Genomic DNA, 12108 nt, shown 5'->3' with positions numbered 1-12108 from the left:
GAAACAGACGTAGGCTTGATTAAATAGCCTTTGACTCATCTCCGTGATCGCCCGAAGCAAATTGTGTCAACAGTGTGCGGGTATTCATGCCGTACACGCACATTCCTCTATTTAAAAATAACGTTCGGCGGTTTCGTCGAATCAATAAATAAACAGCATTTGGCGCCCGCCTGATTCTGAATCAACTTTCCAAACCTATAGGAGCGACACCGTGGCACAACGAGCAACCATTATCCTCTCGGAGGAAAATATCGGTCAAATCGCCGCCGCAGTCGGCCTCGACACCTTAATGGACGAAACGATTGCCAGGTTACGTCAGGCGCTTACGCTTTTTGGCAATGGTGAAGTGGAGATCCAGCCGCGTACCGGGTTTGTCTATGAAACGCCGGAAATGGGCCTGATTGAATTCATGCCTGCTTACCGACGCGATAAGAACGTTGCGCTCAAAGTGGTTGGCTACCACCCGGGCAATCCCTTCAATCGTGGCATGCCGACGGTCATGGCGACCAACTCCTTATACGACGTCAGGGACGGTCACCTTATCGCTGTAGTTGACGGCGTATTCGCGACAGCGGTGCGGACGGGTGCGTCATCGGCCGTTGCGTCAAAATTGCTGGCTCACCCTGAAAGTAAAACTCTGGGGCTGATTGGCGCAGGCGCCATGGCCGTGACCCAGGCCCATGCGCTGAGTCGAATCTATGATTTTGATGCGGTCTTGGTACACGACATAGATCCGAACGTAGAGGCTACGTTCGCCAAGCGCGTCGCCGCCTTGGGCATCACCCCGACCATTGTTTCCAAGGAAAGGGTTCTGGCCGAGTCCGACATCATTTGCGTGGCGACCTCCATCGGGCTTGATGCCGGGCCGGTTGTCCACGCGGGCGGCATGAAGCCGCATGTGCATATCAATGCCGTAGGGGCCGACACACCCAGAAAATATGAGCTATCGACGCAATTGCTGAAAAGCTCGTTCCTGGTGCCTGATTATCTGGAACAGGCGTTGAACGAGGGTGAGTGTCAGCAATTGACTGAAGAGGAATACGGTTGCATCGGTCCTGAATTACACAGGATCGTCAAAGCGCCGCAGGACTATGCGCATTACCAGATGAAGCCAACCATTTTCGACAGCACCGGCGTTTCGTTGGCGGATCAGATCATGACTGAAGTCTTGATCGACCAGGCGCAGGCGCTCGGACTGGGCCAACGCATTCTGATTGAAGCCGGATGTGATGACCCGATGAACCCTTACCGCTTTTCGAATTTCACCCACGGTCTGCATGTGGTTGAAAGCGCAGCACCCGATCGTTCCATAAAGTCAGCGTGAGTGAGAAAGGACAGGCCATGAGCAGCGTGCATGCAGTCGATCGAAAAACACTTTACGTCGCCGTCTGCTTTGGGCTCCTGTCAGCGCTCATCTGGGGCGCCTGGCCTGTCCTTTCCCGTTTTGGTGTGCAAAAAACGCTGTCGGCTTATGACATAGCCGCCCTGCGTTTCATGGTGGCCGGGCTGATCCTGCTGCCTTTTGTCCTGAAGAAAGGAACCGGAACCCTCGGTTTGCCGAAGACGCTGGTTCTTACGGTGGGCCAGGGTATTCCCCACGTACTGCTTGGCATCATCGGACTGGCTTATGCGCCCGCCGGACATGCAGGTGTGCTTATTCCCAGTGCGATGATTGCAGTTTCCACCCTCGGAGGCTGGTTCATACTGCGCGACCGCCCAGCGAAAGCCGTTCTCATCGGAATTCTGGTGGTCATGGCGGGGGCAATGCTCTCGGGCTGGGGGAGTATGACGGACAGTGGAGGGCAGGTCTGGCTGGGGGATCTGTTGTTTATTGCAGCCGGCGCGTTATGGGGGGTTTATACCATTGCTTCGCGCGCGTGGGATGTCGATGCCTTTCAGGCGACAGCGCTGGTATCCGTAGTATCCATGCTGCTGTACCTGCCTCTGTATGTTCTTTGGGGAACACCGGGCATTCTTGCTGCTCCGTTGTCCGAAATCGTGTTCCAGGGACTGTTTCAAGGCGTGTTTGCCGCCATTGTCGCGCTGCTGTTCTATACCAAGGCGGTGACCGTACTGGGGGCGACACGCGGCTCCATTTTCGGTGGGCTCGTCCCGTGCATCGCCAGTGTGCTGGGAATCTTCGTCCTTTGCGAAGTGCCCAGCACACTTGAAGTCGTCGGCGTAATCCTGGCGAGCGCAGGGATGATCTATGTCTTCGGATATCGAAAATAACCTGTGCTTGAAGCAACGCCGTCAGCCAGGGCGGACGGTCATTGACCGGCGCGGTTGAATGGCTTGAGCTCGCCGGACATGACCTTGCGATAAAACGTCCAATAATCCGGCTCGATCACCTCCATGCTGGCACGAGAGCAGTCATGTAGCGTCTGGCAACGCCCCATGGGTACGCTCGCCAGACTGTGGTGGGCGGTGTGCAGGTTGTTTGCGTTTGTATACCAACGGGCCAGCCAGGATGCCTCGATGCTTCGGGTGTTCCTGTTGAAGTTCGGTTCGGTGTAGGCATCCAGGCCGAAGTGCTCCGGTAGTTCGATCAGGTAGTGGGCGGGCTCGGCGATCAGCACCATTGGGATGAGCCAGGCCAGTACCAAAAACCATGAGCCGGTCAATAAAGTGAAAGCGACCGCCGCAGCGACGATGAACAAATACGCACAATATTCCTGTCTCGTCTGCTTTTGCGCTTTGCTGTCTTCTATATCCTGCAGTGTTGCTCCGGTGATGCTTTTAAACATGAGCGCGCCCACGCGCATGAATCTGCCTGGATTGATGGCGGCACTTGCCAACTTCCAAGGGCTGTCCATGCCTTTTTCCGGGTAATTAAAAAACTCACTGTTTTGTGGAGTGCCCAGATGCCGGTGATGGCGAAGATGATGATATTTATAGTGGGAAAAAGAGTTGAGCATGAACAGGCCACAGATAAATCCTAATCCCCGGTTCAATTGTTGTGATTTAAAGGCGTGCCCATGCAGCAGTTCATGTTGAAGCTCGGTAAAGTGAGCGTAAACCAATCCCAGGATGATCATGCTTAAGGCTTTGGCGTACCAGGGCAGATCAACCGCGCCATTTTCTTCGAGCAGCAGTGCGGTCATGGCGAGTGCAATAATCAATGCCGCGTTGATATAAATGAGCGAGGTGCGTACCGGTGTTCGTCTCATCAGTGTGTTTTTTAAAGTCGCATCAAGTTTCGGTGCGCCGCGGTCACTCGCTAGCACGTGTTTATCGATCAAAAGCGGGTAAGTAATGCTGTCTGTCATAGATGCGCCCAGTACTCACAAGAGGCCTTGTTTTCCTGCTCCTTCGATTGGTTTAAAAGACCTCAAGGTTTTATTTGAAGGGGGCAGCGGCTGCAATGCAGTAATACTACGGCTGGTATTAGTTTCTCTATCGATCAACAGCGCAATGCAGTGCCTGTTTTTTCCGTGCCAGCTTCTAAACGGTTTACTCGGCAACCCGAACGTTGGCGATGTAGACTGACTATCCGGCAATGACTCTGGACACAAGACGTTTATGCGCAGGATCGACGCAGCCAGGCCCATGAAAGGTCGCGAGGCGCTGAGGCAGGTGAAACGGTGATCGCCTCGACGGTGCTGGCGCCGCAAACGCTCGGCATCGGCTGGTTGTTGTATGCCCCGCTGGTGATCTGGGCGATTGTGCGTGCGCCCTGGGTCGAACTGTTTGCCGACCGACGTCGCCAGCATTTGCTGTTCGGCACGGTGTTCGCGCTGTTCATGTTGTGGCTGGTGCGGCGGGATTTCGATACGGGGGTGTCGTACCACTTTATTGGCATGACCGCGGTGACCCTGTTGCTGGATTGGCCGCTCGCAATCGTCGGTGGGGTGGCCGCGCAGTTGGGGTTGGTATGGCTGGGGCGTCAGGACCTCGCCGCTGTCGGCGTCAATGGCCTGTTGTTGATTGGCCTTCCGGTACTCATCACTGAGCTTTGCGCGCGACTCGTGGAGCGGGCGCAACCGCGAAACCCCTTCGTGTATATCTTCTGTTCCGGTTTTTTCGCTGCGGCGCTGTCGGCGTTGCTTTGCCTGTTGGTCGGCCTGGGGTTGCTGTGGTTCGATGGTCGATTTGAAATGCCGCAATGGCTGGAGGATTTCGTCGGCTACCTGTGGCTGATCATCTTTCCCGAAGCGTTTATCAACGGCATGGTGATCAGTGCCCTGGTGGTGTTTTGCCCGGAATGGCTTGAGACTTTCAACCGCACCCGCTACCTCTCGGCGCCGTGGAAGGATGACGATTCAGCGCGTTGATCCAGATCAAAAAGGTGCCGAGCGCACAGGCCCATGCTCTGCGAAATTTCAGGAGCACCAATCATGAGTGTGTACGAATGGGCACGGCAGGAACTGCGCAGAAGCCAGGATGCCGCGCAGGAAATCGGTTTTGATCCAGGCCTGACCCTGCGCGCCATGCTCAGCGCGGTGGTGCAGCAGAGCAAGGGCGTTCGCAGCTTTGAAGACTTGGCCGACGAGTTGCAATACCTTGCGGAAAACCTCGACGACCAGCAGGAATATGCCTTTATGCGGCCTTAGTGGCGCGGCGGCAGGTCTTCGGAAAACAACTCGTCTTCGGCGTCCGGGGCTACCGGGATCTTGTGTTCTTCAGCGGCCCAGGCACCCAGGTCGATGAGTTTGCAACGGTCCGAGCAGAACGGCCGGTTGAGGTTGTCGGGTTTCCATTCCACGGGGGCACCGCAGGTTGGGCAATCGACGGTCAAGGGTTGGCTCATGATCGGCCTCCACGCAAAGTAAGGTAAAAGTGGTGCAGTCGCTCGACCTCACCGTGCAGCCAGGCAAGGTCCTGGTCATTGACCAGTACGTCATCGGCATGGTTCAGGCGGTCTTCGCGGCTCGACTGGGCCTTGAGAATCGCCTGCACCTGTTGCTCGCTGATGCCGTCGCGCTGCAGGGTACGCTGAATCTGCAGGGATTGCGGCACGTCGATCACCAGGATGCGCTGGGTCATGCGGTATTGGCCGGACTCGATCAGCAGCGGTGACACCAGGATCGCGTAGGGCGACCGGGCGCGTGCCAGGTGATCGCGAATCTCGTCAGCGATCAGCGGGTGCAACAGGCCCTCGAGCCAGCGACGTTCTTCGGGTACTTCAAAAATCAATGTGCGCAACGCGGCGCGGTCCAGTTGGCCGTCCGCCTGCAGCACAGCGCTGCCGAAATGCTCGGCTATGCGCGCCAGCGCCGGCCGGCCGGGCTCGACCACCCAGCGGGCGGCATGATCGGCATCGACCAGGTCGACACCCAGCGTGGTGAAGTGCTCGGCCGCAGCGCTTTTACCGCTGCCGATACCGCCTGTGAGGCCGAGAATCCAGGGTGTTGCAACAGGAGTGGTCATGTGAAACCGACAGACTGCAGATAGAAGTCGCTTATTTGACCACCCCAGAGCAATGCAATCCAGCCGGCAATTGCCAGGCAGGGTCCAAATGGCATGGGTGCCGACACGTGCGTCTTGCGCCAGCGCATCAGCAGCAACCCGGCAAACACGCCGAGCAGTGACGCCATCAGCAGTGTCATCGGCAGTATCTGCCAGCCGCCCCAGGCACCGAACAGCGCCAATAGCTTGAAGTCGCCATGGCCCATGCCATCCTTGCCGGTCACCAGCTTGAACAGCCAGAACACGCTCCACAGGCTCATGTAGCCCAGCACCGCGCCCCATAACGCATCGGGCAATGTTGCGAACAGGCCCAGACTGTTAAGGATAAGCCCCAGCCATAGCAGCGGCAGCACGAGGGCATCCGGCAGCAGTTGGTGATCTACATCGATCAGGCTCATGCCCAGCAACCCCCAACTCAGCAGCATCACCGTGCCCGCCTGCCAGCCAAAGCCGAAGTGCCAGGCTACGGTGGCGGATATCAGCGCACAGGCCAGTTCGGTGAGCGGATAGCGTGCGCTGATGGATGCACGGCAATGGCTGCAGCGGCCCTTGAGCATCAGGTAGCTGAGCAGGGGGATATTCTCCCAGGGGCGAATCGGCTGGTCGCAGTGTGGACAGCAGGAATTCGGGCGCATCAGGTTATAAACCGGCCCCGCAGGCGCGTCGGGCAGGCCGAGGATCTCACGGGCCTGGGCGCGCCATTCACGCTCGAGCATCTTGGGCAGGCGCCACACCAGCACATTGAGAAAGCTGCCAACGATCAGCCCCAGCACCAGCGCCATGCCGACAAACGCCCAGGGCTGCTCGCCCGACAACGCGCTCAAAATGTCGAACCCAGTTGAAACACCGGCAGGTACATCGCAATCACCAACGCGCCGACGATGCTCCCCAGTACCACCATGATCAGCGGTTCCATCAAGCTTGTGAGGTTATCGACGAGGCTCTCTACGTCGGCCTCGTAATGGTTTGCGACCCTTTCCAGCATGTGGTCCAGGGTGCCGGACTCTTCGCCGATGGCCGTCATCTGGATCGCCATGCCTGGAAACAGGCCGCTGGCGGCCATGGACTGATTCAACTGCATGCCTGTGGATACATCGTGGCGCATATGTTCGATTGCCTGTTTGAAAGGGCCATTGCCGACGGCGCCGGCCACTGAGCCGAGCGCCTGCACCAGGGGAACACCTGCCGCAAAGGTGGTTGCAAGCGTACGGGCGTAGCGGGCGACGGCAGCTTTGTTCAACAGTTTGCCTGCCAGGGGGACTTTCAACAAACCCGCCTCCAGCCGGTAGCGAAAACGCGCAGAACTACGGTAGGCGTGGCGCAGCCCGCCGATGAGCGTGCCCAGGCCCAGCGCCAGTATCCACCAGGCCTGTTGCAGAAAGTCGGAGAGGGCGATGACCCCCAGGGTGAAGCCGGGCAATTGGCTGTCGACTCCGGCAAACAGGTGCTGGAACTGCGGCACCACCTGTATCAACAGCACGGCGCTGACGAGGCCGGCCACCACCAGCACGGCAAGCGGGTAGGTCATGGCTTTCTTGATTCTGGTCTTGAGCCGTTGGCTTTTTTCCAGATGAATGGCCACGCGCTCCAGCAGCGTTTCCAGGGCTCCGGCCTGTTCGCCGGCGGCAATCAGGTGGCAGTACAGGTCATCGAAATAACGCGGGTACTGGCGCAACGTACCGGTCAGGCTGTTACCAGCGGCGACGTGTTGCTTCATACCCTTGACCAGCTCGCGCAGTGTGCGGTTTTCGACGCCCTCGCCGATAATGTCGAAGGCTTGCAACAGCGGGATACCGGCCTTCAACAGCGTCGCCAGTTGGCGGGTGAAAAGGGCGATTTCAGCCGGCAGTATCGGCGCCGCCAGGCGTGGCAGGCCTGACGACCGCTTGCGCACATGTTCGGGGCAGATTCCTTGCTGGCGCAGTCGTGCCTTGACCCACGCGGGGTCATGCCCCGAGATTTTCCCGCACACCCTGCGGCCGTTGCGGTTGATGCCCTGCCAGGCGTAGATCGTCGAGGTGTCGTTCATGTCGCGTTCGCACATGCAGATTAAGAATTTACAGCTTAGCCAGCGGGCGGATACAGGCAGGCTGGCGTTGGCCGATAAAATGTCAGATTGTGCTTCTGGTATGCGATTGGCCGCGCAGGGATGAGTACACTGGCGCCGCTGCACAATACGGGGCGCAGGATGCGCCTTGTCATGGTTCTATTCTGGAGAGTGAGAGCGATGCATCAGAAAGGCTTTACCTTGATCGAGTTGTTGATCGTCGTGGCAATCATCGGCATTTTGGCCACGATTGGCTTGCCCATGTACACCAAGCACCAGGCCAAGGCCAAGTTCACGGCGGGGTTGGCCGAAATCAGCGCGTTGAAGGCCGGCTACGAAGATGTGATTAACCAGGGCACCGTACCCACGCTGCCGTTGATTGGCGGCAAGAGCCCCACCGCCAATTGCAAGGTCGATGTGACAGGAGATGTCGCCACGGGCAGCGGCTCCATCAGCTGTGAAATCCTTGATGCGCCTGCGCCCGTACTGGGCAAGACCATCACCTTGACGCGCAGCGCCACCAGCGGCTGGACCTGTGCAACCACGGCCGAGGCGCAATATGTCGCCAAGGGTTGTGGCGCCAACGGCGCATGACGTCTGGCGGGTGGTGAGCGAGCCGGTTGCCGCATGCCCAATGCGGTGCTAGCTTTAGCCCACCGCCCGTGTAGCTCAGCCGGTAGAGCAGCGCACTCGTAACGCGAAGGTCGCAGGTTCGATTCCTGTCTCGGGCACCAAGGCAACACTGTTTCACTGGCATGTTTCAAGGGCCCGTTTCAAAAGGCCTGTTTCAAAGGCACAGTTTTCAGATGATCCCAGAATGGTTCTGAAGGCCAGACGAGCCGGCATTCGCGCCTGCTCTTTCGTATCTGCGCAACCTTGATGACCCAGATGCATCCCCATTCCTCGATCTAAGAGAACGACATGACCACGACTGAGATGACCCAGGAAGTTCGGCACCAAGCAGCCCTCGACAAATACCTCGAGGCAACGCCGCAGCTCAAAGACGAGATCAAGGACCTGAGCGCTGACGACCAGCGTGATCAGATTCAGTGGGCATTCGAGGACGAGGCGGAGAGCCAGAATCTCCAGCCTTGGGAACTGACCCTCAAGTACACCTGCGCACCGGAAGAATTCGAAGCCGCACGCCTGGCCTTGCACAAGGAGGCCGCCGAAGTGCTGGGGGTCGAATGGGACGAGTACTGCGAGATGAATAATCTCGTAGTCTAAACGCTGCCGGTAGGAGCGAGCTTGCTCGCGAAAAACGTTAACGATAACGCGTGACATCCGAGTGCACGCGGCGCCGTTGAGTTTTTCGCGAGCAAGCTCGCTCCTACTGCCTAGGCTCTTTAGATACTGAGCCGCATCGACAAATCCACAGCCTTCACATCCTTGGTCATCGCACCGATGGAGATGTAGTCCACGCCGGTCTCGGCAATGGGCAGCAGCGTGCTTTCATTGATCCCGCCGCTGGCTTCCAACCTGGCCTTGCCCGCGTTCAGCCGCACGGCTTCGCGCATGTCGTCCAGGCTCAGTTCATCGAGCATGATGATGTCGGCACCCGCCGCCAGTGCTTCGCGTAACTCCTGCAGGCTTTCCACTTCGATCTCCACCGGCTTGCCGGGGGCGATTTTGTGGGCCGCGTTGATGGCCTGGGCAATGCCCCCGCACGCGGCGATATGGTTTTCCTTGATCAGGAAGGCGTCATACAGCCCGATGCGATGATTGTGGCAACCGCCGCAGGTCACCGCGTACTTCTGCGCCAGACGCAGGCCCGGCAACGTCTTGCGCGTGTCCAGCAGCTTGACCTGGGTGCTGGCGACGAAATCCGCCAGGTATCGGGCGCGGGTGGCGACACCTGACAGCATCTGCAGGAAATTCAGCGCACTGCGTTCACCGGTGAGCAGCGAGCGCGCCGGCCCTTCAAGGTGAAACAGCGGCTGGTTGGGGCTGACGCGCTCACCGTCGGCCACCTGCCAATGCACGGCGACGCGGGGGTCCAGTTGGCGGAAGACCGTATCCACCCAGGCGGTCCCGGCAATCACGGCCGCATCGCGGGTAATGATCGTGGCCTTGGCCAGCCGTTCGGCCGGGATCAACTGTGCGGTGATATCACCACTGCCGATGTCTTCCAGGAGTGCGCGGCGCACGTTGGCTTCTATTTCGGCGGCGAGGTCGGCAAGACGCAGGTTCGGCATAACAGGCTCCACAGACTAAGTGCCGCGATTATAGGGGCTGTGTGAACTGGAACCCAGACGCGTCACTCATTTACCGCGCCGGGCAGAGTTTACTGGCGCAATGTCCATGATTTGCCGATAATCTCGCGCCTTGCAATTGGCGTCATAGCTTTGACGTCCTGATGGTGATCGGGTATTTGCAATGCCCAGCGGGTCAGGCCCCGTTCCTGCCCATCTCAACACCCGCCGTTTCAGGAGGCCAGGATGCACAATGACGGGAAGGTGGTGCCTATCAAGCAGGCACAGGCCACGCCATCGCCGCTCGCACGTCTGCCGGTGGTGGTGCTGCAGGTGCGTGACAAAGCGGCGCAACAGTTGCAACAGGGGTTGCAGGAACTGTTCGATAACGCCGACGACACCCTGTTTGAAATGGCCGACAAGGCCCGCAGCACGGTTGACCAGCATATTTTCTTTCAGGCCATGCGCGACCTGCGCCTCAAGCGCAAGAACTTCGAGCGCGTGTTCATGGAGCAACTGTATGCCGCCTTCGCCAACCTGAGCCAGGCCGATAGCGGTGCGTTGCACCCGGTGCCTGTGGTGTCCTATGAGGTGGCCGGCGCTATCCGGGCCGATGACCGGGAAAAGGCCGTGGCACTGGAGGCAATGCTCGGTCGGGTACGCCACCGTGATGGCTTGGCGCTCGGGCAACTGAGCGCGCGCCTGAGTGAAGTGTTGGGCAGGCCCATGACCGATCATGAGAACCCTCTGGGCCCTGCACGGCTTTGCCAGTTTTTTTTGCAGGCGGGCCGCAGCCTGGGGGTGGAGATCCGGGTCAAGCTGATCATGCTCAAGCTCTTCGAGAAATACGTGCTCAGCGATGCCGACCACCTGTATGGCGAAGCCAACCAACTGCTGGTTGCCACCGGGGTCCTGCCCGGACTCCAGAGCGTGCCGTCCCGTCGTGCAGGTGGCCGCGCGGCGTGTGAGCTCCCGCAACCGGCGCGTCCGCCGACCGCCGAAGCGCCTTGTGACGAAAGCGGCCAGCAAGCCTTTGCCGCCCTGCAAGCCTTGCTGGTGGCGGTGCGCGGCAGCGTAGCGCCAACCCTTGAAGCCAGTGCGCAACCGCAACCCATCGCCAGCCGAGACTTGCTGCGCCTGCTGTCGCATTTGCAGCAATACGTACCGGAGCCTGGCGCCGAGGACGATTTCGACCTGCGCAACCAGCTCGAACAGTTGCTGACCCGGGTCAGCGTCAAGAGCGGCAAGTCGCGGGTGGTGGAGGCGGCTGACGAAGATGTGATCAACCTCGTCGCGCTGCTTTTCGAGTTCATCCGCAATGACCGCAGTGTGCCCCACGCCTTCAAGGCCCTGATCGCTCGCTTGCAGATCCCGATACTGAAAGTTGCCGTGCTCGACAAGAGTCTGTTCAGTTGCCCCGGTCACCCGGCACGCCGCTTGCTCAATCAGATCGCCAGTGCCGCCATGGGGTGCAGCCCGCACGACGGCGATCAGAACGACAGCCTGTACCTGCGTATCGAACAGGTCATCCAGCGCCTGTTGAATGAATTTGCCGAAGATCCGCTGATTTTTTCGCAGTTACTGGCGCCATTCAGCACCTTCATCGATCAAGAGCAGCGGCGCAGTGAGTTGCTCGAACAGCACACCCGTGATGTCGAGGAAGGGCGCCTGCGTACCGAGGTCGCTCGTCAGCGCGTGGCGCATGCGCTGAACCGGCGGCTATTGGGCAAGGTCCTGCCGCCGTTCGTGGTGCAATTTCTGCAACAAACCTGGAGCCAGGTATTGTTGCTGGCCGCTCTCAAGCACGGCGAACACTCGGTGCAGTGGCAGACCGGGCTGCGCACCATGGATGAGTTGATCTGGAGCGTCGGCCTGCACGAAGACACCGAGGCAGGCCGGCATCTGCTGGCGCAATTGCCAGGGTTGCTCAAGTCGTTGCGCGACGGGTTGGCCAGTGCGGCGTTCGATCCTTTCAGCACGCGGGAGTTTTTTTTACGCTTGCAGACCGTACATGTTCAAACATGCGAAGGCGGAGGCGACGACGGGCTGATTGAAGTTCGCGAGCCCTTTGTTCTCGGCACCCCACTGTCGGACGCCGGCGAGGACTGGCCGCATGATGACCCGGACCTGCTCAAGGTGCTCCCGTTGCGGGTCGGCGGTTGGGTGGAGTTGCGCCAGGACGACGACACGGTATTGCGCTGCAAGCTCACGGCGATCATGGCGCCGAACCATCGTTATATTTTCGTCAGCCGCACGGGGCTCAAGGTCCTGGAGCAAACCCCCGGGCAATTGGCTGCGGCTTTCAGGCGCGGCACCCTGCACAGCCTGGACGAGGGGCCGCTGTTCGACCGCGCGCTGGCGGCGGTGATGGGCAACCTGCGCCAACTCAATCGGGGCAAGTGATCGCAACCGCAGGGCGGAACGCGGCATACTGGTAACACTTTGTCTCAGTCAAGGAGC

13 protein-coding genes and 1 tRNA gene are annotated in these 12108 nt (G+C 59.2%); 8 read left to right on the top strand and 6 right to left on the bottom strand.

From position 1 onward, the window contains the following. Positions 1-211: 211 nt before the first annotated feature. Both J1G34_RS10905 and J1G34_RS10900 read left to right on the top strand, forming a co-directional pair. A complete protein-coding gene (locus J1G34_RS10905) occupies positions 212-1324 on the top strand; it encodes an ornithine cyclodeaminase family protein (RefSeq protein ID WP_065891875.1) in 1113 nt (370 codons plus the stop codon). A 17-nt stretch (positions 1325-1341) separates the two neighbouring features. Next, positions 1342-2232 (top strand): DMT family transporter, encoded by an 891-nt coding sequence (locus tag J1G34_RS10900; protein WP_262411774.1) that lies wholly within the window; start codon positions 1342-1344, stop codon positions 2230-2232. A gap of 38 nt (positions 2233-2270) precedes the next feature. Here J1G34_RS10900 and J1G34_RS10895 read toward each other — a convergent pair whose 3' ends face one another. Continuing rightward, positions 2271-3269 (bottom strand): fatty acid desaturase family protein, encoded by a 999-nt coding sequence (locus tag J1G34_RS10895; protein ID WP_122561927.1) that lies wholly within the window; start codon positions 3267-3269, stop codon positions 2271-2273. Positions 3270-3584: 315 nt separating this feature from the next. Between J1G34_RS10895 and J1G34_RS10890 the strand changes: the two genes are divergently transcribed. Together J1G34_RS10890 and J1G34_RS10885 are read left to right on the top strand one after the other, a co-directional pair. Then, positions 3585-4274 carry an energy-coupling factor ABC transporter permease gene (locus tag J1G34_RS10890; RefSeq protein ID WP_065896499.1) on the top strand — a complete coding sequence of 230 codons (690 nt, stop codon included), beginning with the start codon at positions 3585-3587 and terminating at the stop codon, positions 4272-4274. Positions 4275-4337: 63 nt separating this feature from the next. Next, entirely contained in the window at positions 4338-4553 is a 216-nt protein-coding gene (locus J1G34_RS10885; protein WP_003171680.1) for a hypothetical protein, read from the top strand. Here J1G34_RS10885 and yacG read toward each other — a convergent pair. From yacG to J1G34_RS10865, 4 genes are read right to left on the bottom strand one after another with little or no spacing between them, the layout of a single operon-like run. Beyond that, the gene (gene yacG / locus J1G34_RS10880; protein WP_065887991.1) at positions 4550-4750 is read right to left on the bottom strand and encodes a DNA gyrase inhibitor YacG; all 201 of its coding nucleotides are present in this window, start codon (positions 4748-4750) and stop codon (positions 4550-4552) included. The genes J1G34_RS10885 and yacG overlap by 4 nt on opposite strands. After that, positions 4747-5370, bottom strand: a complete 624-nt coding sequence (gene coaE, locus J1G34_RS10875; RefSeq protein ID WP_065896498.1) for a dephospho-CoA kinase — start codon at positions 5368-5370, stop codon at positions 4747-4749. Before coaE ends, yacG begins: the two co-directional genes overlap by 4 nt. Beyond that, positions 5367-6233, bottom strand: coding sequence for a prepilin peptidase (locus J1G34_RS10870; protein ID WP_130139157.1), 867 nt, complete (start codon positions 6231-6233; stop codon positions 5367-5369). Before J1G34_RS10870 ends, coaE begins: the two co-directional genes overlap by 4 nt. Next, a complete protein-coding gene (locus J1G34_RS10865; RefSeq protein ID WP_279309146.1) occupies positions 6230-7438 on the bottom strand; it encodes a type II secretion system F family protein in 1209 nt (402 codons plus the stop codon). The genes J1G34_RS10870 and J1G34_RS10865 overlap by 4 nt, the downstream gene beginning before the upstream one ends. A 198-nt stretch (positions 7439-7636) precedes the next feature. Here J1G34_RS10865 and J1G34_RS10860 point away from each other — a divergent pair, with 198 nt between their 5' ends. From J1G34_RS10860 to J1G34_RS10850, 3 genes are all read left to right on the top strand, one after another. Next, a complete protein-coding gene (locus J1G34_RS10860) occupies positions 7637-8050 on the top strand; it encodes a pilin (protein ID WP_065891883.1) in 414 nt (137 codons plus the stop codon). A gap of 64 nt (positions 8051-8114) precedes the next feature. Further along, positions 8115-8190: transfer RNA gene (locus J1G34_RS10855), tRNA-Thr, on the top strand. A gap of 187 nt (positions 8191-8377) precedes the next feature. Beyond that, positions 8378-8683, top strand: a complete 306-nt coding sequence (locus J1G34_RS10850; RefSeq protein WP_065891884.1) for a DUF6388 family protein — start codon at positions 8378-8380, stop codon at positions 8681-8683. A 119-nt stretch (positions 8684-8802) separates the two neighbouring features. On the opposite strand, the gene nadC is transcribed toward J1G34_RS10850, so the two are convergent. Continuing rightward, a complete protein-coding gene (nadC, locus tag J1G34_RS10845) occupies positions 8803-9651 on the bottom strand; it encodes a carboxylating nicotinate-nucleotide diphosphorylase (protein ID WP_130139159.1) in 849 nt (282 codons plus the stop codon). A gap of 243 nt (positions 9652-9894) precedes the next feature. On the opposite strand from nadC, the gene J1G34_RS10840 reads away from it, so the two are divergent. After that, the gene (locus J1G34_RS10840; RefSeq protein WP_222994015.1) at positions 9895-12051 is read left to right on the top strand and encodes a DUF1631 domain-containing protein; all 2157 of its coding nucleotides are present in this window, start codon (positions 9895-9897) and stop codon (positions 12049-12051) included. Positions 12052-12108: the final 57 nt, after the last annotated feature.

This window comes from Pseudomonas sp. Wu6 (genome assembly GCF_019891515.1).
GTDB classification, from domain to species: domain Bacteria; phylum Pseudomonadota; class Gammaproteobacteria; order Pseudomonadales; family Pseudomonadaceae; genus Aquipseudomonas; species Aquipseudomonas orientalis_A.
This window is presented reverse-complemented; position numbering and strand designations above follow the sequence as displayed.

Excerpts from the sequence above, each read along its gene's own strand:
- yacG (WP_065887991.1), bottom strand. The coding sequence starts at position 4,750 with ATGAGCCAACCCTTGACCGTCGATTGCCCAACCTGCGGTGCCCCCGTG.
- J1G34_RS10895 (WP_122561927.1), bottom strand. The coding sequence starts at position 3,269 with ATGACAGACAGCATTACTTACCCGCTTTTGATCGATAAACACGTGCTA.
- J1G34_RS10865 (WP_279309146.1), bottom strand. The coding sequence starts at position 7,438 with ATGAACGACACCTCGACGATCTACGCCTGGCAGGGCATCAACCGCAAC.
- J1G34_RS10885 (WP_003171680.1), top strand. The coding sequence starts at position 4,338 with ATGAGTGTGTACGAATGGGCACGGCAGGAACTGCGCAGAAGCCAGGAT.
- coaE (WP_065896498.1), bottom strand. The coding sequence starts at position 5,370 with ATGACCACTCCTGTTGCAACACCCTGGATTCTCGGCCTCACAGGCGGT.
- nadC (WP_130139159.1), bottom strand. The coding sequence starts at position 9,651 with ATGCCGAACCTGCGTCTTGCCGACCTCGCCGCCGAAATAGAAGCCAAC.
- J1G34_RS10900 (WP_262411774.1), top strand. The coding sequence starts at position 1,342 with ATGAGCAGCGTGCATGCAGTCGATCGAAAAACACTTTACGTCGCCGTC.
- J1G34_RS10860 (WP_065891883.1), top strand. The coding sequence starts at position 7,637 with ATGCATCAGAAAGGCTTTACCTTGATCGAGTTGTTGATCGTCGTGGCA.
- J1G34_RS10840 (WP_222994015.1), top strand. The coding sequence starts at position 9,895 with ATGCACAATGACGGGAAGGTGGTGCCTATCAAGCAGGCACAGGCCACG.
- J1G34_RS10850 (WP_065891884.1), top strand. The coding sequence starts at position 8,378 with ATGACCACGACTGAGATGACCCAGGAAGTTCGGCACCAAGCAGCCCTC.